This is a genomic window from Pseudorhizobium halotolerans, assembly GCF_902153235.2.
Taxonomy (GTDB): domain Bacteria; phylum Pseudomonadota; class Alphaproteobacteria; order Rhizobiales; family Rhizobiaceae; genus Neorhizobium; species Neorhizobium flavum.
This window is the reverse complement of record NZ_CABFWE030000016.1, coordinates 148,145-167,821: the sequence shown is the minus strand read 5'-3', so window position 1 is coordinate 167,821 and position 19,677 is coordinate 148,145. Positions and strand designations below refer to the sequence as shown.

Sequence of the window (19,677 nt, the reverse complement as noted above, 5' to 3'; positions counted from 1 at the left end):
TGGCATACTCTATTCGCCGTGGTGCCGTGCCTCCGGCGCTTTGATCGATTTGCCGCGATACTGCCGGAGGCGGTCACGGACCCTGTGGGCGATCTCGCGCATGTTGATGAACACGGGCAGCGCCGTGGCCGGTTCTACCGGTTCGAGTGAAACGCCGACGCTCTTGATGGCATCCTGTTCGTCCAGGTCCCGGACGATCAGCACCACAGAACCGAAGCGCACGCGATCTGCATACTCGGCTCTTCCTCCGAGCCGATGCGTCAGGAGGTCCGCGATGGTCATGTTCTGCTCGGTCGGTGACAGAAGGCCCGGGCCATAGGCGGCGTCGAGTTCCTTGGCAGGCCGCGAGGGCGAAATCGCGAAGGCACCAAAGAAATCCTCGTCATCCTCTTCCACCGGCGCGCGGCTGGCAAAGAGCCGGTCCAGCAGGCGGATATAGGGCGGCGTAACGAACAGGTAGACCTGGTCGCCCTCCTGCAGCCGGCCCGCATATTGATAGCGCATGCTGCGACCGTCGCGGATGACGAGCGACGGCATGGCCCAGCGAGGGATGCGTTCACCGCGCAGGATCGGGCTGTCCTTCATGACGCGGTATGAAAGGAGTTCGTGCGTGGACTTCCCCGGCAGGTCGAGTTCGATCTTGTCAACCTCGCCCATACGCGGCGGAATGATCAGCCCGAGCTTGCGCGCCATCGGCTTGATGGTCCACCCCTGCAGGACCAGCGAGACCATGACGATGATGAAGGCCGTATTGAAGAACAGGAGACCGTTTTCCATGCCACCCAGCATCGGCAGGATGGCGAGCAGGATCGATACCGCTCCACGCAGCCCGACCCAGGCGACGAAGCCGGTCTCCTGCTGCGTCATCTGGAAGGGCAGGAGGCTCAGCCAGACTGCCAGCGGGCGCGCGATGAAGACCAGGAAGAGCCCGAGGAGTATTGCCGGGATGGCGATCGACGGGAACTGTGACGGGGTGGCGAGCAGACCGAGCACGATGAACATGATGATCTGGGCAAGCCACGTCAGTCCCGCGTGAAAGCGAGCGATGGCCTCTCGTGCGAAGATCCTGCGGTTGCCGGAGTAGATGCCCGCAACATAGACGGCCAGGAAGCCGCTACCGCCGATCGCGCCCGTGAAGGCGAACACCAGAAGGCCGAGCGCAAGCGCGAAGATGGGTGCCAGGCTGCGGTCGGAGGTGAAGCGGTTGAGGATCCAGACGATCATCATGCCACCTAGAAGGCCGAAGAGGAGGCCGAGCGCCATCTGCTCGACGAACAGCATCAGGAATTGCGCATCGAGGCCCGAAAGTCCTTCCCCGCTGGCCAGGACCTCCACGAGTGCGATGGTCAGGAAGATCGCCATCGGGTCGTTAGTGCCGGATTCGACTTCCAGCGTGGAACGGACCTGTTCGCGGATGTTGATGCCGCCGATGCGCAGCAGGAAGAAGACGGCTGCCGCATCGGTGGAACCGACGATCGAACCGAGCAGAAGACCTTCGAGCCAGGAGAGGTCGAGCAGCAGCATGGCGCCGAATGCGAAGAGGGATGCGGTCAGGACGACGCCTATCGAGGCAAGGGTGAGCGCAGGCCAGGCGGCGACACGGAATGAATGGATTGATGTCCCAAAGCCTGAATCGAAGAGGATGACCGCTAGCGCGAGCGAGCCCAGCATGTAGGCAAACGCGAAGTTGTCGAAGGCGATGCCGAGGCCATCCACCCCGGCGATGAGGCCGATAGACAGAAAGACAAGCAGCAGCGGCGCGCCGAAGCGGAAGGCGATGAGACTGGAAAAGGCCGCCGCCAGCACGAGGATCGTGCCGACCAACAGGAATATGTAGAATGCCTCTACCATCTTCGGTCTTACCCTTTTCCGGACAGTTCGGATCCCGCTTGCACCGTCCATCACGGCGACGCGCCCGAAGCTCCAAGCAGCATATTGTCGTGGATTTCCGCGAGCGGAAGAATCGAACCTGCCATAGATAAGACGGGAACAAATCCGGCAACAGAAGGGCAGGTAAAAGAAAAAGCGGCGGACCGGATGCCGGCCGCCGCTTTTCTGATTTCGATTTATGAAGAGCTTAGATGAGCTTGCCCATGGCCACAGCCGTATCGGACATGCGGTTCGAGAAGCCCCACTCGTTGTCGTACCACGTCAGGATGCGGACGAGGTTGCCTTCCAGAACCTTGGTCTGGTCAGCCGCGAAGTTCGAAGAATGGGCGTCGTGGTTGAAGTCGATCGAGACCAGCGGTCCGGTGACGTAGTCGAGGATGCCCTTCAGTTCACCTTCGGCGGCAGCCTTGATCGCCTCGTTGACTTCTTCCTTCGTGACGTTGCGCGAGGGGATGAACTTCAGGTCGACGACCGAGACGTTCGGGGTGGGTACGCGGATCGCCGAGCCGTCCAGCTTGCCCTTCAGTTCCGGCAGGACGAGGCCGACGGCCTTGGCGGCACCGGTGGATGTCGGGATCATCGACAGGGCCGCGGCCCGGGCCCGGTAGAGATCCTTGTGCATGGTGTCGAGGGTCGGCTGGTCACCCGTGTAGGAGTGAACCGTGGTCATGTAGCCCTTCTCGATGCCGAATGCCTTGTGCAGGACATAGGCAACAGGTGCCAGGCAGTTGGTCGTGCAGGACGCGTTGGAGACGACGAGGTCGTCCTTCGTCAGCGTGTCGTGGTTGACGCCGAAGACGATGGTCTTGTCCGCACCGTCGGCCGGGGCCGAGACGAGGACGCGCTTGGAGCCGTTGGAGAGGTGGAGCGAGGCCTTCTCCTTGGAGGTGAAGATGCCGGTGCACTCCATGGCGATGTCGACATCGCCCCAGGGCAGTTCCTTGGGATCCTTGACCGCCGTTACCTTGATCGGCTTACCGCCGGCAACGACGATCGAGTCGCCTTCCACCCGCACCTCGGCCGGAAACTTGCCGTGCACGCTGTCATAGCGCAGCAGGTGGGCGTTGGTCTCGACCGGGCCCAGATCGTTGATGGCCACGACTTCGATGTCGGTGCGGCCGGATTCCTGGATCGCGCGCAGGACGTTGCGGCCGATGCGGCCAAAACCGTTGATGCCCACTTTCACTGTCATTTCACATACTCCCGTCTGACTGTCGTAACGTATGGTTCAACCTTGCTGACGCGAAGGAACGGCTTCAGGAAGTCGCTTCTCGGCCGCCGCCACCACGGCTTCCGCCGTTATGCCGAAATGCTTGTAGAGATCCTTGCCCGGCGCCGATGCCCCGAAGGACTTCATGCCGATGAAGATGCCGTCGGAACCGATCAGGGCATCCCAGCCTTCCCGGACAGCCGCCTCCACGGCGATCTTGACCGGCGAAGTGCCGATGATCGCCTCGCGGTAATCGTCGGGCTGTTCCATGAACAGTTCCACACAGGGCACCGAGACAACACGGGTCGCGACGCCCTTCTGGTTGAGCTGCCCGGCAGCCTTGACGGCGATCTCGACCTCGGAACCCGATGCAAAGATCGTCACTTTGGCATCGCTAGCCGAGATGAGGTCGTAGGCACCATAGGCGCAGAGGTTCTTCTCCTCATAGTCCTTGCGGACGGGCGTCAGGTTCTGGCGCGTCAGGGCCAGACCGGACGGACGCTTCTTTTCCTTCAGCGCGAGCTGCCAGCATTCGGCCGTCTCGGTCTCGTCGGCCGGACGGAAGAGGAGCAGGTTCGGGATCGCCCGCAGCGACGCGAGATGCTCGATCGGCTGGTGGGTCGGGCCGTCTTCGCCGACGCCGATGGAATCATGCGTCCACACGTGAACGACGCGGATGCCCATGAGGGCGGCCAGGCGCACGGACGGCCGGCAGTAATCCGAGAAGATCAGGAAGCCGCCACCATAGGGGATCAGGCCTCCGTGCAGGGCAATACCGTTCATCGCCGCGGCCATGCCGTGTTCGCGGATGCCGTAGTGGATATAGCGCCCCGAGAAATCGGTCGGCGTGATTGCCTTCATCTGGCTGGTCTTGGTGTTGTTCGACGGCGTCAAGTCGGCGGACCCGCCCAAGACTTCGGGCAGAAGCCCGTTGACGACTTCGAGAACATCTTCCGAGGCCTTGCGGGTGGCGACCGTCGGATTGTTTTCGGCAAGCTTCTTCTTGAAGGTGTCGATCGTGCTGTCGAAGCTTCCCGGCAGGTCGCCAGCGAAACGACGGATGAACTCGGCGCGCTTTTCGGTCGGGGAGGCTGCGAGACGCTCCTCCCATTCCTTGCGCACCTTGGTGGAGCGCAGCCCGGCGAGGCGCCATGCGTCGAGGACGTCGGCCGGAACGCTGAAGGCTTCCGCCTCCCATTCCAGTGACTTGCGCGCGGCTGCGATTTCGTCGGCACCGAGCGGGCTGCCATGCACCTTGTGCGACCCCTGCTTGTTGGGGGCGCCGAAGCCGATCACGGTCTTGCAGGCAATGAGGGTCGGCTTGTCTGAGATCTGCGCCGCCTCGATGGCTGCACCGATGGCGTCCGGATCGTGGCCGTCGACCTGAATCGTGTTCCAGTTGACCGCCTTGAAGCGGGCGATCTGGTCGGTGGAATCCGACAGTGAGACGGCACCGTCGATGGTGATGGAATTGTCGTCCCAGAAGACGATGAGCTTGTTGAGCTTCAGGTGCCCGGCAAGCGCGATAGCCTCCTGGCTGATCCCCTCCATCAGGCAGCCGTCGCCGGCAAGCACATAGGTGTGGTGATCCTGAAGTTCTGGGCCAAATTCCTCGGCCAGCTTGCGCTCGGCGATCGCCATGCCGACGGCATTGGCCAGTCCCTGACCAAGAGGGCCGGTGGTGGTTTCAATCCCCGAGATATGGCCGTATTCAGGATGACCGGCCGTCTTGGAACCGAGCTGGCGGAATTCCTTGAGGTCGTCGATGGTGATGTCGTCGTAGCCCGTCAGGTAGAGCAGGGAATAGAGGAGCATCGACCCATGGCCTGCCGACAGCACGAAACGATCACGATCGGCCCAGAGCGGGTTCTTCGGGTCGAAGTTCATGTAGCGGGTGAACAGGACGGTCGCGACGTCAGCGGCGCCCATGGGCAGGCCTGGATGGCCGGAATTGGCCTTCTCGACTGCATCCATGGAGAGGAAGCGGATCGCGTTCGCCATCCGATTGTGTTTTTCGCGAGAGATCATGGCTATTCCGCTGTTTCCGGGTGTCGTTCACGGTCCTGACGGGGACCGGATGAAAGCGGGCTGATCCTTAGCAGGTGCGCCGCACAAGTCAACAAACCCGGCATTCCCAGGATGCCGCAGAGACCAGCGATCGCAAGTCCCGCAAGGGCGTCGCGACTAGTATTCCGGTTGCAGGCGTGCTCGACGATTCACAGGATTGACGCGCACTAGGTCGCGGTTTTGTTGACCCCTCGGGTCGGCAAGAATAGGCTGACGACATTCTCGGCAGATGACGCCGTTCCGAGTCGGCGCATGGGCCATATTCAACGGAAGACATGGATGCCGGCGGACAAGACGTTGGATCAGGCGCTCGCGGAACTGGCTGCTGTCATCGGCCGCCTGGAGAATGCGGTCGACATGCGCATCGAGCACCAGCGCCAGAACAGCGAGATCGAGGGCGAGGTAAGGCGGGTGCACGAGGACCGGGCGCGCCTGGCGCAGGAGCTCGACCAGTCGCAGTTCCGCGCGAACCGCCTGGAAGAGGTCAACCGCGAGGTCTCCCGTCGGCTCGTCACCGCAATGGAAACGATCCGCGCAGTTCTGGATCGCTGACGGCACGACAGGGGAAGTGAGACATGGCCCAGGTGACGGTTACGATCGACGGCAAGGCCTACCGCATGGCCTGCGAGGAGGGGCAGGAAGACCACCTGACCGGGCTCGCCGCCCGTTTCGACCAATATGTGGGCCATCTGAAATCCCAGTTCGGCGAGATCGGTGACCTGCGGATTACGGTCATGGCCGGCATCATGGTCATGGATGAGCTGTCGGAGCTGTCGCGCAAGGTGGCAAACCTGGAGGCGGAGGTGGAGAAGCTCAACTCTGCCCGGGCAGGCGCTCTCGAGGACCGCGACCAAAATGAGCAGGTCCTGGTGTCGACGCTCAGTGAGCTGACCGGCCGACTGGACTCGCTGGCGGCCAAGCTGACGGGCCGGACGACTTCACTTAATTGAAACCGCGACCGCCACTGGCGCAAGGTCGATTTTGCGCCTATATCTTGGATGCGGTCTGCGCCTCACGACAGGAACCACAATCCCTGGGGCCATACTCGATCCAAAGGGAGCTGTCCCTGACCAGGCCCGTGGGCTTGGACATATGGCGCCCACCTACGTTTGTAGGCACCCAGGATCGTAACTCTCCATCGGTTGCCGTGGATCGCACTTCTCTAATGTCTTTCCAGATCGCGCATATACCCCGTTGGCGACGTTTCGGGCAGAAGCGCCCATGGGCGCCGTTTCGCCATCAGACAGTTTCACCATCGCGGCCATGCCTGATGGCGCCTTCGGCCCGCAGGGCTTCCACCTCGCTGCGGAGCGCCCTGATCTCCGCCAGTATCGTAACCGTATCGTCGTGAAGAACCTGCCGGTCGGCGGAGGCGGATGCTTCGGATTCCTGCTGCATGGCGGACACGATAACACCGATGAAAAGGTTCAGGACCGCGTAGGTAGACAGCAGGATGAACGGCACGAAGAAGGCCCAGGCCTGCGGATGGACTTCCATCACCGGTCTGACAATGCCCATGGACCAACTCTCCAAAGTCATCACCTGGAAAAGGGTGTAGAGCGAAGCCGACAGGGTGCCAAACCACTCGGGAAAGCTCTGGCCGAAGAGGTTGGTGCCCATGACTGCAGCGACGTAGAACAGCATTGCCATCAGAACCAGGATCGAACTCATGCCGGGCAGGGCGGAGATGAGACCTCCGACCACCCGGCGCAGCGCCGGCATTGTCGAGATCAGCCGCAGCGCCCTCAGGATGCGCAAGGCGCGGAGCACCTGGAACGGACCAGTGGCGGGAATGAGTGCAATCGCCACGACCGAAAAGTCGAACAGGCTCCAGGGATCGCGGAAGAACCGTGGGCCAAACGCGTAGATGCGCACCACCAGTTCCACCACGAAGATGGCGAGGATCACGGCGTCGAGGAACCGCAGGACCGGTCCATAGGCTGCGACGATCCCGGGGTAAGTCATCAAACCCAGGACAATCGAGTTCAATACGATGATGGTGATGATCACCTGTTCCCATAGCCGGGAGGCGAGCAGTCGGACGAGCGTCTCACGCATTTGGATTCTTCCCCTGAAATCGCGGAGAGGAAGATGCCAGCGAGCTTGTTTCGTCAAGGGCGTCTATGCCTGCGGCTAGAGAATAGGTCGGAAATACACTGTGGGCGTCTGCTGCAATTGTCGGCTGGCCCAGAGAGTAAGACGCATCTTTGAATCAAAGTTGAGAGTGGCGATCGGAGGGGGCAGAGGTTCTCGGCTCCGTGGCCGGCGATATTTCCTGGACCACATGGACGCCCAGGCGGAGACTTTGCCCTTCTGCCCAGGAAGTGGCAAAGGCGCGAACCCTGAACTGCCTCTCCGTCGAGAGGCCATTCTCCACGATGCGGACGTTGAAAAGGTTGCTCTGCGCAATCAATTCGACGCGGTTCTCTTCCATCACTTAATCCCCCTCCCAGACACCCACGATAACGCGTTTTTCCGCAGGGAACAGTGCGAGAATTAGCACCGACTAAAGAATACATTAGACGAAAGTCGAATCCTTGACTTTGGCGGGCGCAAGCCCGAGTTTCCCGCTGCCTCAAAACGCCGGGATGCCATGCCGCTCAATACGAATACCTTCGCACGTTCATCGATCCTGATGCTTCTGGTCGGTGCCATCATCCTTGTCGGCATCGTGCTCTCGTCTCTCATTCAAGCGAGGATGACGCAGGCCTATTTCGACAACGTCATGCAGTTGCGGACGGCTCGCGCGGCTTCTGCCGACATGCTGATCCTGCTTCATGCCGCGGAAACTGGCCAGCGCGGTTACCTGCTAAGTCAGGACAAGGCGTTTCTGGAGCCGTACCAGCAGTCCCTGCGTGAGCTCCCCCTGCGAATGGAGAAATTGCGAGATGCGCTTAAGGCAGAGGCTTCGATGGCCGACCAGATCGGCCGGGTCGAGCATCTGACCAACGAGAAGCTTTCAGAGCTGAGACAGACCGTGGCGATGGTGGATGCAGGTGACGTCGCCGGAGCGATCGAGGTCGTTCGCTCCAGCTATGGTCGGCAGGTCATGAACGAACTCCGGGACTTGCTCCAGGGCTTCATCGACTCATTCCAGGTCAGGCTGGACACCGGTGCTGAAGAGTTGTCGGATTCCGCTGCTTCGATGCAATGGTTTGCAATCGGCGGTGGCATTGTCATCATTGCGGTGGTCGGCGGTGCGATTCTCATTGTCGCCCAGCATGTCCGAGAACTCTCGCGGGCCCGCACCGCGGTCGAGGAACTGAATGCAAGCCTTGAGGAACGGGTCGAGGAGCGAACGGAAGACCTCATGCAGGCTAACCGGGAAATCCAGCGCTACGCCTACATCGTCTCGCACGACCTGCGTGCGCCGCTCGTCAACATCATGGGTTTTACCAGCGAACTCGACGCCACGCTCTCCGCGGTCAAGACCTATGTCCTGGCCGAAGGCGGGACGCTGACGGAAGAAGAGATCAGGGATGCGCGACTAGCCGTGGAGGAGGACCTGCCCGAGGCAATTTCCTTCATCCGCTCCTCGACCAAGAAGATGGATGCACTGATCAACGCGATCCTGAAGATCTCACGGGACGGGCGGCGTGAGCTGAAGCCTGAGCCAGTCGACCTGGCAGAACTACTGGAGAACACGGCGGCCGCGATATACCATCAGGTCGACGAGGCAGGGGGCGAGATCCGCATCGCGGTCGGTGGTGCGCGGGGCATGGTCTCGGACCGATTTTCCCTGGAACAGATCTTCGGCAACCTGTTCGACAACGCGGTGAAGTACCGGCATCCGGACCGTCCGTTGCATCTTGCGGTGCGGGCCATGCCTGCAAGGCGAAATGGCGTCCGGATCGAGGTGGAGGACAATGGACGCGGTATCGCGCCGGAAGATCACGAGAGAGTTTTCGAACTATTCCGCAGATCCGGCGTGCAAGACAAGGCGGGAGAGGGTATAGGCCTTGCCCACGTGCGATCGTTAGTCAGAAATTTAGGCGGCGAGATTACCGTGACGTCGACCTTGGGGGGCGGATCCACTTTCATCATCCGGCTGCCCACGGATCTGTCCCAGTATGTCAGGAGTAGCGGGTCATGAAAGCTGCAGCGAAGGAAGTCACCATCGTCATGGTGGAAGATGATGAAGGCCATGCGCGCCTCATCGAGAAGAACGTCCGGCGCGCCGGCGTCAACAATGAGATCGTTCCGTTCATGAACGGCAATGCCGCGCTGGACTACATCCTCGGCAGCGATCGTACCGGCGTCAGTACCCAGGACCGCCACCTTCTGATCCTCCTCGATCTCAACCTGCCGGACATGTCGGGCATTGACATCCTGGAGAAGGTGAAGTCCAACCCGCATGCGAAGCGCCTGCCGGTCGTCATCCTGACCACCACGGACGACGAGCGGGAAATTCAGCGTTGTTATGACCTCGGTGCGAACGTCTACATCACGAAGCCCGTCGACTACGACAGCTTCGCCCATGCGATCCGTCAGCTCGGTCTGTTTTTCTCTGTGATGCAAGTGCCGGGGCAATAACGGAAGCAGATGCCGCAGACCATACTCTATGTCGACGACGATCTCGCGCTGGCCCGCCTGGCGCAGAGATATCTGGGGCGTGCCGGCTATGACGTCGTGCATGCCGCGGATTCGTCTTCGGCATTGGAGGCGCTGGAGAACGGATCGTTCTCAGCGATCGTGCTGGACCACTACCTGCGTTCGGAAACGGGGCTGCAGATCCTGGCCGCGTTGAAGCAGCGCAATATCTCGCTTCCCGTCATCTACGTCACCGGCTCAAGCGAGGCGACCATCGCTATCGAGGCTCTCAAGAGCGGTGCCTCCGACTATGTCATCAAGACGGTCGGGGAGGAATTCTGGCCATTGATGGAAAGCGCGCTGCGGCAGGCCATCACCAATGCCGAGCTGCGGCAGGCCAAGGAAAAGGCCGACCAGGAGATCCGGCTTGGCAAGGAACGGGCGGAAGTCCTGCTGGCCGAAGTCAATCATCGCGTCGCTAACAGCCTGGCGCTCGTCGCTGCCCTCATTCGCCTGCAGGTCTCCAACAGCCGGAGCGAAGAGGTCAAGGAGGCGCTGACCGAGACCCAGGCGCGCATCACGGCGATCGCCGGCATGCACCGCAGCCTCTACACGTCCGACGATGTGCGGCAGGTGGAGATGGACAAGTATCTCGGGACACTCGTCAAGGAAGTCCAGAATTCGGTCAACATGGAACAGCAGGGGCCGGTGATCCGGCTTGAGGCCGATCCGGTATCACTTGCCTCCGACCGAGCCGTGTCCGTCGGGATGATCGTCACCGAGCTCCTTACCAATGCGATCAAGTATGCCTATCCCGAGGGAGGCGAGGGAGAGGTTCGTGTCGCTCTGCAGCAGCAGGGAGGGGAGAGGGTGCTCCTGAGCGTCGAGGATGACGGTATCGGTTGGACGCAGAACGATGCGCCCAAGGGCACGGGTCTCGGCAGCCGCATCGTCAAGTCCATGGCTGCGACGCTCGGCTCAGCCGTCCAGTACAGGCCGAGAGCCAGCGGGACCCGCGCCGAACTCCTTCTGTCGCTCCAGTCCTGACGCCCATGTCGACCAGTTGGCCGCCATTGCCACCGGGGCTCCCGAGCCCTATCATTTTCTTCACCTGGATAAGCGACCTCTGTCGGTGCGATGTTGGCACGAGACGGCTGCGAAATCCCTGGACGGAAGTTTCTGGGCGATCTGCATCCAGTCGCGCTGCCGATGCAGCGCGCAAGCGGGTGGCTTCCGTCCCAACAGAGAGCTTCTCTTGTTAGTCGAAATTTCGATCGTCCTCGCGCTTACCGTCCTCAACGGCGTTCTTGCCATGTCGGAACTTGCCGTCGTTTCGTCGCGCCCAGTACGGCTGAAAGTCATGGCCGAGCAGGGGAACAAGGGTGCCAGGATGGCGATCCGCCTCGCCGATGACCCGGGCCGGTTCCTGTCCTCGGTTCAGATCGGCATCACGCTGGTCGGTATCCTGTCCGGTGCATTCTCCGGCGCAACGCTTGGATCGCGCTTTGCGGGATGGCTGGCGACGCAGGGTCTGGCAGTCGGCACGGCGAACGCCATCGGCGTCGGTACGGTCGTTGTCGCCATCACCTATCTCTCTCTCATCGTCGGTGAACTGGTTCCGAAGCAGATTGCGTTGCGGGCTCCCGAAACGGTCGCGGCGCGCGTTGCTCCGGCGATGACGCTGGTCGCCAAGATCGGCGCGCCGCTCGTCTGGCTGTTGGACATTTCCGGCAAACTCGTTCTCGGCCTGCTGGGGCAGAAGGGCGCGTCTGCCGATCGGGTGACGGACGAGGAAATCCGGACCGTTCTTGCCGAAGCCCAGAGCGCCGGCGTCATCGAGACCGAGGAATCGGCGATGATTTCCGGCGTCATGCGGCTTGCAGACCGCACGGCGCGCGGATTGATGACCCCGCGCCGCGACGTCGAGGTGGTGGACATCGAGGACGATGCGGCGGAAATCCGGGAGCAGTTGAGAGCTACTCAGCGTTCGCGTCTGCCCGTTCGCAACGGGAGTTCCGACGAAATCCTGGGCGTTCTCTTCGTCAAGGACGCCTTTGACTTCATCGCCACCGGCAAGAATTTCGACATCAGGTCCCTGATGCGGGACGCGCCCGTTGTCTCCGACCTGACCGGTGCGCTGGACGTAATACAGGCACTGCGGCGCACGACGTCGCACATGGTCCTGGTCTATGACGAGTACGGGCACTTCGAGGGCATCATCACTTCGGGGGACATTCTTGAGGCCATCACCGGTGTCTTCCAGGAGGACGAGACGGAGGAGCCGGCCATCGTCGCCCGCGACGACGGCTCCTTCCTGGTGGCGGGCTGGATGCCGATCGATGAATTTTCTCATGAGATGGGCCTTCGAGTAGACGGGCACCCGGATTACGAGACTGTCGCCGGGTTCGTGCTCGATGAGATCAAGCACCTGCCTGAACTCGGTGAATGCTTCGAACGCCAGGGCTGGAAGTTCGAGGTGGTCGACCTCGACGGCCGGCGGATCGACAAGCTTCTTGTCAGCAAAGCCGGAGAACCGGCTGAATGATGGACGACAGTGCAAGCAAACCACGCTTGAGGGCCGGCCGACTGGCGGCCCGCGATGCGATCCCGATGGCGGAGCGTATCGAGAAGAGCCTGCAACTGGCGGATCACGGTCTCGCGACAATCCCAGTCAGCCCCGGCGACATCGTATCCGGTTTCCTTCCTATTCGATCGGAGGTGGACCTGCGCCCGCTGATGGCGGGCCTGAGGCAGCGCGGTGCGCGGATCTGCGTGCCGGTCATTCTCGACAAGGAGCGGATCGTATTCCGGGAACTCGTGCCCGGTGCGCCACTGCTCGACTGCGGTTTCGGTACATCAGCACCGGGACCGGATGCCGCCGAACTGGAGCCGGACATCATGCTGGTGCCGGTCGCCGCCTTCGATGCGACCGGTCAGCGGATCGGCTATGGAGGCGGCTATTATGACCGCGCCATCGCCCGGTTTCGCGAAAAAGACCTGCAGCCGCGTCTTATCGGGATTGCCTTCGACTGCCAGGAAGTGGCATCAGTCCCCGCCGAACCGCACGACGTGAGACTGCCGGCCGTGCTGACCGAAAGTGGCCTGCGCCACCTCGACTGATTTGATTGGACAAGCATGCGGCTTCTGTTTCTCGGCGACATGGTTGGCAAGAGCGGGCGCACGGCGGTGTGGGAACGCCTTCCTGGCCTCATCTCGGACCTGCGGCTCGATTTCGTCATCGTCAATGGCGAAAACGCAGCAGGCGGCTTCGGGATCACCGAAGACATCTTCCTCGAAACCATTAACGCCGGTGCCGATGTGGTGACGACCGGCAATCATGTCTGGGACCAGAAGGAGGCGGTGGTCTTTGCTGATCGCCACGAGCAGTTCCTCCGCCCCGCAAACTATCCGTCCGGAACGCCGGGTCGGGGTTCCGGCATCTACTACGGCCGCAACGGGGCGAGAATCCTGGTCGCCAACATCATGGGGCGGGTGTTCATGCATCCGGAACTCGACGACCCGTTCAAGAGCGCCGAAGCGATTCTCGATGCCTGTCCGCTGAAGGAACAGGCGGATGCGATCGTGTTCGACTTTCATGCAGAGGCGACCAGCGAGAAGCAGTGCTTCGGCCACTTCGTCGATGGCCGCGCCAGCCTCGTCGTCGGAACGCATACCCATGTGCCGACCGCCGATTGCCAGATTCTCAACGGCGGCACCGGCTACATGTCGGATGCGGGCATGTGCGGTGACTACGACTCCTCGCTCGGGATGGACAAGGAAGAGCCGCTGAACCGCTTCATCTCGAAGATGCCGAAGGGCCGTTTCGAGGCCGCGAGCGGTCCGGCGACCATCTGCGGTGTCGGCATCGAGATCTCCGATTCCAGTGGGCTGGCAGAGAAGATTGCGCCATTGCGAATTGGTCCGCGCCTGAACGAGACGATACCGGCCTTCTGGGCCTGACCCTCATGACACAAATGTGAGGAAAGTGGTGGTCAAAGCCGCTGGACCGCCTTTTGTTGTTGCCGCATTCTCTCCCGCACAACGGGTCAGGGAGTGGCATGATGCTGCGGACTGTCGCCTTCCTTTTATTCGGACTTTCGCTTGCGGGGTCAGTCGCCGCACAGGATGCTACCGTGGCGGTCAGCCAGTGCCAGGCGATCGCGCAGTCACTGCCGGATACGCGCTTCGCCCGCTTGTCTCCCCAGGATGCCCTGCCGGTCATCCTTGCCCAGACCGAACAGCCTTCGGAACTTGTCGACAGGGAGACGGTGAGGATCACCTATGTCGGTCATTCCACCTATTTCATCGAAAGCCCCGGCGGCATCGGCATCGCGACCGACTACAGCGGCGTCTACAGGCCCTCGCGGCTTCCCGATGTTGTGACAATGAACAAGGCGCATTCCACCCACTTCACGCTCGCTCCGGATGCCGGCATCAACCATGTCCTCCCCGGATGGAGCGACATGCCGGGTGAGAAGGCGCAGCATAGTGTCGTGGTGGGCGATGCCTATATCCGCAATGTCGCGACCGATATCCGCTCATGGGGTGGGGATTTTGAAGAGAACGGTAATTCGATCTTCATCTTCGAAATTGCCGGCCTCTGCATCGGGCATCTGGGCCACCTGCATCACGAACTCACCGACAGCCACTATAGCGAGATCGGGCGGCTCGATATCCTCATGGTCCCCGTCGACGGCGGGTTGACGCTCGGCGCCGACAGCATGAGCCGGGTCGTCGACCGGTTGCGGTCGTCCATCATCCTGCCGATGCATCGGCCCGGCGCGCTCGACCGGTTCATCTCCATGCTTGGCGAGGGCTTCGATGTCACCTACGCGCGGGAGCCGACCATACGTGTTTCCATGCGCACGCTCCCCAGGCGGCCGACCATCCTCGTGCCCCAGGGGATGTGAGACGGCTGCGATGCGTGAAACGGTGACGGGCGCTTGAACCGGCGGCTCTTCGAAACTATAACCCGCGGCATTCCACGAAATAGACGTGATCAGGGGTGTCATGGCCGGCCATTCACAGTTCAAAAACATCATGCACCGCAAGGGACGGCAAGACGCGATCCGTTCCAAGATGTTCTCCAAGCTTGCGCGCGAGATAACCGTCGCCGCCAAGTCCGGGCTGCCCGATCCCGCGGCGAACTCGGCGCTGCGGCTGGCGATCCAGAATGCCAAGGCGCAGTCGATGCCGAAGGACAATATCGACCGGGCGATCAAGAAGGCTTCCGGCGCTGACGCGGAAAACTACGACGCCGTGCGTTACGAAGGCTATGGCCCGGGTGGAGTCGCCGTCATCGTCGAAGCGCTGACCGACAACCGTAACCGCACCGCATCTTCCGTCCGCTCGACCTTCAGCAAGGCCGGCGGCGCGCTCGGCGAGACCGGCTCCGTGTCCTTCTCGTTCGACCATGTCGGCGAGATTACCTACAAACTTTCGGCCGGCGATGCGGACAAGGTGATGGAAGCAGCCATCGAGGCGGGCGCCGACGACGTCGTTACCGACGAGGATGCGCACGTCATCACCTGCGCCTTCGAAAGTCTGGGCGAAGTGACCAAGGCGCTGGAAGCGAGCCTCGGCGAAGCCGAAACCGTGAAGACGGTTTGGAAGCCGCAGAACACCGTTCCGGTGGACGAGGAGAAGGCGCAGTCGCTGATGAAGCTCATCGACACGCTCGAAGACGATGACGACGTACAGAACGTCTACTCGAACTTCGAAGTCTCCGACGAAGTCATGGCAAGGCTCTCGGCCTAAGCTAATTGGGAGGAGGCGCCCGCTAGAGCGCCTTCTCCATCATCGGCAGGCCGGCGAAGAGTTCGACCGACTTCAGCCGCGCCTCGATGTCATGGATCGGCATCGAGACGATCAGTTCATCGGCTCCCGTTTCAGTCAGGAAGGGCTTGAGCTTCGCCTCCAGCGTCGAGGGCGAGCCGACCGCAGCATATCGCAGCGTGTGCTCGACGCTCATCCGTTCCATGTCCGACCAGAGGCCGTCCATCGTGTCCACGGGCTTCGGGAACTTGCCGCGGACATTGCGACGAAGATTGATGAACTGCTGCTGCGAAGAGGTGAAGAGCCGGGCGGCCTGTTCGTCCGTATCGGCCGCCACGCCCATGACGCCTACCATGAGATAAGGTCTTTCAAGCGTTTCCGAAGGCTGGAAACGCTCGCGATAGATGGCGATAGCGTCCATCAGCATGTCCGGCGCGAAATGCGAGGCGAAGGCGTAAGGGAGGCCAAGGGCTGCGGCAAGGTGAGCGCTGTAGATACTGGATCCGAGCAGCCAAAGGGGCACATTTGAGTTCGCGCCGGGTATGGCGAGGATCGGCTGGTCTTCCGTCGGCGCGCCGAGGAGACGCTGCAATTCGACGATATCGTGGGGAAAATTCTCAGCGCCCGCCTCGAGGTTGCGGCGGAGCGCCCGCGCGGTGCGCATGTCGGTGCCGGGAGCGCGACCGAGGCCGAGGTCGACGCGACCGGGGAAGAGCGCTGCAAGCGTACCGAACTGTTCCGCAATCACCAGCGGCGAGTGATTGGGCAGCATGACGCCCCCCGAGCCGATGCGGATGCGGCTGGTCGCTGCCCCGATGTGGCCGATGACGACGGAGGTGGCGGCACTGGCGATGCCCGGCATTCCGTGATGTTCCGCAAGCCAGATGCGCTTGTAGCCATGCTCCTCTGCTGTCCGTGCCATCTGCCGCGACTGGTCGAGCGCGTCGCGGACCTCGAGGCCGTCGGGTACGGGGGAAAGGTCGAGAATGGAGAACGGAATCATCTGCAATCCTGAAAGAATGGAGCGGGAGGTCCGCCTCATATAGGAATTCGATCAGCCGATGCGAGCCGCCGACAGGCGATCCGTCCCAGCGGCCCGTTTCGTTCAGGATTTGACGAGCTTCAGATGGCTGCGTCGGCCGCTTCCGGGGCTCGGCGTGATGGGCGGGTAGTTTTCTCCCGCATATTTGAAGCGGTCCGCTTGCCGCTCGATCTCCGCGGCTGCCCTGTCAATGGCGTCCAGATGGAAAAGAGGCGGGTGTGGCAACCGGTCCGGATCCTGAACCCTGCGCGAGGTCAAGCCGAGTTCTGACCGGATTGTCTCCAGTTCTCTTTCCTGCCGACGGGCATCTTCACCGAGGGCCTGCGCCTGCGTGCCGGCTGCCTCCAGATAAAGATGCTGCGCCTGAAACTCCCGATCCAGTTCGCCGATCGCATTCTTCGAAGCGTCGACGGATTGGATCGCTCCATCCGCTTCGCGGTCGATCGCTTCGAGCGTGGTGCCGATCTGCTGGGTCAGGGCATGTAGCGTTTTCGCAGCACCAAGAGTGTCACTGCTGGCGGGGCCGGCTTGCGCGGCATTGACGCCGCTGTTGAGGGCAATCAGGGCTGCTTCCCGCACGACCGGCCGAAGGTCCTCCACCAGCGCCTTCAACTGGGCGAGAGAGTGGGCGGCATCGCCTGTCGTGGCTCCGGCTGCCGTCGCCGCCTGGCGGGGCCGGTCGAGGTCGAGACGGGCGTTGTGCAGGATGGTGGCGACATGCTCGGCGCGGCCGGACTGGCTGCGCGCGGCGTTCGAGACACCGCCAAGAGAAGCAAGTGCCGCGGATACGGCAGCGGTTCGCGCGGCGTCGTCTTCCCCATTGAGGTGGAGGCCGAGACGCAGCTCGGTCGATTCCGATCGCAATTCACGGGTGCGGCTGATGATCTCGTCGAGGCTGGCGGTCAGCGATCTCAGTCCCCGGTTGAAATCCTTCCGCATGCCATCGAAGGTGCGGGGAAACGCGATATCCATGTTCTGGTAGATGTCGCCGGCGGCAAATCTGCGAAGGCTGCCGTCAAGGGCGTCCGCCACCGCGCGTAGTTCCAGCAGTTCGTTCTCGAGCCTGTCTCGATCCCGCATGTCGGCCTCCTCATGATTCCGTATGCGCATGTTCTGGCGAGCTAATTCACCATGAGGAAGAGTGTTGCATGCAAGGCGAGGCTTTTGCACCGAACTTGGCCAACATGGTTAACGGCCGCTCAGCAGGCTGGCTCGCCTTCTGTTTTTGTTTTGTTCACATTTTACGTGGCAATGCTGATGCTCCAGCCCTAGGATAACGTCCATGACAGACACGATTCGTATCATCGGCATCGACCCCGGCCTCAGGCGAACAGGCTGGGGTATCATCGAAACGCTTGGAAACAGTCTTCGTTTCGTCGCATCCGGCACGGTGACATCGGACGGCGACATGGATCTCGCCTCACGCCTGTGCCAGTTGCATGACGGGCTGGCGGAAGTCATTCATGCCTATCAACCCGACGAGGCGGCGGTGGAGCAGACCTTCGTCAACAAGGACGCGGTCGCGACGCTGAAGCTTGGCCAGGCGCGAGGCGTGGTGATGCTGGTCCCGGCACGCGCAGGTTTGCCCGTTTCGGAATACGCCCCTAATGCAGTCAAGAAGGCCGTGATCGGGGTGGGGCATGGCGAGAAGCAGCAGATCCACATGATGCTGAAGATCCTGATGCCGAAAGCCACCTTCGTCGGGAACGACGCGGCGGATGCGCTGGCGATCGCCATCTGCCACGCCCACAATCGCGGCGGTGACCGCATGCGGAAGGTACTGGCGACTGCCTGACTGTGTTCTTGACTTGTTCCGTCGGTAATAGTAAGTATTACCAATCAGGAGCACGAACATGCGCGTGACGTCGAAGGGACAGGTCACCATTCCGCGGGATCTGCGGGAACTGGTTGGCATCGAACCGAATTCCGAAGTGGTCTTCACCGTCGAGAACGGCAAGCTGGTTGTCGCGCCAAAGAACGATCCGTTGCACGAGCAGGAGCGGCAGCGGCTTGAGGGCTTCATCGCGACGCTGCGGCGTCTCGAAGGGACCGGGGATCCGTCTATGGATGCGGATGCCCTGATGGGTATGACGAGAGACCGTTGAAATGGCCGTTCTGGTCGACACCAACATCCTCGTCGATATCGCCGTACGCGACCCGGTCTGGCTCGAGTGGTCGCGCGGAGCGCTTGCGAAGCTCGCCGGGCGGGTGCCGCTGATCATCAATCCGATCATCTATGCCGAATTCTCCGTGCGCTATCGCGATATGAACGAGGTTGAGGCGTTGCTGCCGGCGGAGGAATTCCGACGCGAGGGCTTGCCGTGGGCCGCCGCCTTCGCGGCCGGCGCGGCGTTCGGCTTGTACCGGCAGGCTGGCGGAGCGCGGGAGCGAGTGCTGCCGGACTTCCTGATCGGGGCGCACGCCTTGGTCCGCGGTTATTCGATCGTCACGCGCGATCCGAATGGCTATCGCCGCTACTTTCCTGACGTTCGCCTCATCACCCCCGAAACCCATCACCTGTAACGGACGAACCCACCCATGATCGGCAAGCTCAAAGGCACCATCGACGAGATCGGCGACGACTATGTGGTCGTGGATGTTCATGGCGTCTGCTACGAGGCATTCTGCTCGTCCCGCACCCTTTCCCGGATGGGGTCAGCCGGCGAGGCGGTGGTGCTTTTCATCGAGACCTATGTCCGTGAGGACCAGTTGAAGCTGTTCGGCTTCCTGTCGGCGCTGGAGCGGGAGTGGTTTAACCTGCTCCAGAGCGTGCAGGGCGTCGGCGCCAAGGTGGCGCTCGCCGTGCTCTCGACGCTGACGCCGTCGGAACTGGCCAACGCCATTGCGCTGCAGGACAAGACGGCCGTGTCGCGGGCGCCGGGCGTAGGACCCAAGGTGGCGGTCAGGATCGTCACCGAACTCAAGAACAAGGCGCCTGCATTCGGCGGCGAGGCTGTTGCGAACATCGGTCTGAAGCAGGAACTGGGAGAGGGCGTGGCCTCCGCGCCAGTGGCCGATGCCGTGTCGGCACTCACCAATCTCGGCTATTCCCGTGACCAGGCCGCCAATGCCGTTGCCGCGGCGCTGAAGACAGCGGGCGAGGGGGTAGACAGTGCCAAGCTCATCAGGCTGGGACTGAAGGAACTTGCACGGTGAGGGTTCT

General features: G+C 61.9%; 21 protein-coding genes and 1 other RNA gene. 15 read left to right on the top strand and 7 right to left on the bottom strand.

Going from position 1 to position 19,677, the window contains the following annotated elements; translation table 11 throughout:
- Positions 1-9 precede the first annotated feature (9 nt).
- The 3 genes from FN060_RS21100 to tkt form a co-directional block, all read right to left on the bottom strand.
- Entirely contained in the window at positions 10-1,851 is a 1,842-nt protein-coding gene (locus FN060_RS21100; RefSeq protein ID WP_142589914.1) for a potassium/proton antiporter, read from the bottom strand.
- 226 nt (positions 1,852-2,077) lie between these two features.
- The gene (gene gap, locus FN060_RS21095) at positions 2,078-3,082 is read right to left on the bottom strand and encodes a type I glyceraldehyde-3-phosphate dehydrogenase (RefSeq protein WP_142589913.1); all 1,005 of its coding nucleotides are present in this window, start codon (positions 3,080-3,082) and stop codon (positions 2,078-2,080) included.
- Between the two features lie 36 nt (positions 3,083-3,118).
- On the bottom strand, positions 3,119-5,128 hold the full coding sequence (gene tkt / locus FN060_RS21090; protein WP_142589912.1) for a transketolase: 2,010 nt from the start codon (positions 5,126-5,128) through the stop codon (positions 3,119-3,121).
- Between the two features lie 318 nt (positions 5,129-5,446).
- Between tkt and FN060_RS21085 the strand changes: the two genes are divergently transcribed.
- The 3 genes from FN060_RS21085 to ssrS all read left to right on the top strand — a co-directional run bounded on the left by FN060_RS21085 (position 5,447) and on the right by ssrS (position 6,325).
- A complete protein-coding gene (locus FN060_RS21085; RefSeq protein WP_052639244.1) occupies positions 5,447-5,719 on the top strand; it encodes a DUF4164 domain-containing protein in 273 nt (90 codons plus the stop codon).
- Between the two features lie 23 nt (positions 5,720-5,742).
- A complete protein-coding gene (locus FN060_RS21080; protein WP_142589911.1) occupies positions 5,743-6,117 on the top strand; it encodes a cell division protein ZapA in 375 nt (124 codons plus the stop codon).
- A gap of 49 nt (positions 6,118-6,166) precedes the next feature.
- A non-coding RNA gene (ssrS, locus tag FN060_RS21075) (6S RNA) lies at positions 6,167-6,325 on the top strand.
- An 81-nt stretch (positions 6,326-6,406) separates the two neighbouring features.
- On the opposite strand, the gene FN060_RS21070 is transcribed toward ssrS, so the two are convergent.
- Both FN060_RS21070 and FN060_RS21065 read right to left on the bottom strand, forming a co-directional pair.
- Positions 6,407-7,225 carry an ion transporter gene (locus tag FN060_RS21070; protein WP_142589910.1) on the bottom strand — a complete coding sequence of 273 codons (819 nt, stop codon included), beginning with the start codon at positions 7,223-7,225 and terminating at the stop codon, positions 6,407-6,409.
- A 154-nt stretch (positions 7,226-7,379) separates the two neighbouring features.
- Positions 7,380-7,601, bottom strand: a complete 222-nt coding sequence (locus FN060_RS21065; protein WP_142589909.1) for a hypothetical protein — start codon at positions 7,599-7,601, stop codon at positions 7,380-7,382.
- 159 nt (positions 7,602-7,760) lie between these two features.
- Here FN060_RS21065 and FN060_RS21060 point away from each other — a divergent pair, with 159 nt between their 5' ends.
- The 8 genes from FN060_RS21060 (at position 7,761) to FN060_RS21025 (ending at position 15,454) form a co-directional block, all read left to right on the top strand.
- A complete protein-coding gene (locus tag FN060_RS21060; RefSeq protein ID WP_142589908.1) occupies positions 7,761-9,260 on the top strand; it encodes a sensor histidine kinase in 1,500 nt (499 codons plus the stop codon).
- Positions 9,257-9,700 (top strand): response regulator, encoded by a 444-nt coding sequence (locus tag FN060_RS21055; RefSeq protein ID WP_052639238.1) that lies wholly within the window; start codon positions 9,257-9,259, stop codon positions 9,698-9,700. Before FN060_RS21060 ends, FN060_RS21055 begins: the two co-directional genes overlap by 4 nt.
- A gap of 9 nt (positions 9,701-9,709) precedes the next feature.
- Complete coding sequence (locus FN060_RS21050; RefSeq protein ID WP_142589907.1) at positions 9,710-10,744, top strand: sensor histidine kinase; 1,035 nt, start codon at positions 9,710-9,712, stop codon at positions 10,742-10,744.
- A gap of 208 nt (positions 10,745-10,952) precedes the next feature.
- Complete coding sequence (locus FN060_RS21045) at positions 10,953-12,242, top strand: hemolysin family protein (protein WP_142589906.1); 1,290 nt, start codon at positions 10,953-10,955, stop codon at positions 12,240-12,242.
- Entirely contained in the window at positions 12,242-12,817 is a 576-nt protein-coding gene (locus FN060_RS21040) for a 5-formyltetrahydrofolate cyclo-ligase (RefSeq protein WP_142590139.1), read from the top strand. The genes FN060_RS21045 and FN060_RS21040 overlap by 1 nt, the downstream gene beginning before the upstream one ends.
- A 15-nt stretch (positions 12,818-12,832) precedes the next feature.
- Complete coding sequence (locus FN060_RS21035) at positions 12,833-13,657, top strand: TIGR00282 family metallophosphoesterase (protein ID WP_052639235.1); 825 nt, start codon at positions 12,833-12,835, stop codon at positions 13,655-13,657.
- Between the two features lie 98 nt (positions 13,658-13,755).
- On the top strand, positions 13,756-14,607 hold the full coding sequence (locus tag FN060_RS21030; RefSeq protein ID WP_142589905.1) for an MBL fold metallo-hydrolase: 852 nt from the start codon (positions 13,756-13,758) through the stop codon (positions 14,605-14,607).
- A gap of 100 nt (positions 14,608-14,707) precedes the next feature.
- Positions 14,708-15,454, top strand: coding sequence for a YebC/PmpR family DNA-binding transcriptional regulator (locus FN060_RS21025; RefSeq protein ID WP_142590138.1), 747 nt, complete (start codon positions 14,708-14,710; stop codon positions 15,452-15,454).
- 22 nt (positions 15,455-15,476) lie between these two features.
- Here the strand turns inward: FN060_RS21025 and FN060_RS21020 are convergent, their stop codons facing one another.
- Positions 15,477-16,475, bottom strand: a complete 999-nt coding sequence (locus FN060_RS21020) for an LLM class flavin-dependent oxidoreductase (protein ID WP_142589904.1) — start codon at positions 16,473-16,475, stop codon at positions 15,477-15,479.
- 102 nt (positions 16,476-16,577) lie between these two features.
- Positions 16,578-17,594: a hypothetical protein gene (locus FN060_RS21015; protein ID WP_142589903.1), complete on the bottom strand. Its 1,017-nt coding sequence runs from the start codon at positions 17,592-17,594 to the stop codon at positions 16,578-16,580.
- Positions 17,595-17,796: 202 nt separating this feature from the next.
- Here FN060_RS21015 and ruvC point away from each other — a divergent pair, with 202 nt between their 5' ends.
- Genes ruvC through ruvA form a run of 4 tightly spaced genes read left to right on the top strand, consistent with a single transcriptional unit; the run spans position 17,797 to position 19,670 of the window.
- Entirely contained in the window at positions 17,797-18,309 is a 513-nt protein-coding gene (gene ruvC / locus FN060_RS21010) for a crossover junction endodeoxyribonuclease RuvC (protein ID WP_142589902.1), read from the top strand.
- Between the two features lie 58 nt (positions 18,310-18,367).
- Positions 18,368-18,619: an AbrB/MazE/SpoVT family DNA-binding domain-containing protein gene (locus FN060_RS21005; RefSeq protein ID WP_142589901.1), complete on the top strand. Its 252-nt coding sequence runs from the start codon at positions 18,368-18,370 to the stop codon at positions 18,617-18,619.
- 1 nt (position 18,620) lies between these two features.
- Complete coding sequence (locus tag FN060_RS21000) at positions 18,621-19,037, top strand: type II toxin-antitoxin system VapC family toxin (RefSeq protein ID WP_142589900.1); 417 nt, start codon at positions 18,621-18,623, stop codon at positions 19,035-19,037.
- Positions 19,038-19,052: 15 nt separating this feature from the next.
- Complete coding sequence (ruvA, locus tag FN060_RS20995) at positions 19,053-19,670, top strand: Holliday junction branch migration protein RuvA (protein WP_142589899.1); 618 nt, start codon at positions 19,053-19,055, stop codon at positions 19,668-19,670.
- Positions 19,671-19,677 lie beyond the last annotated feature (7 nt).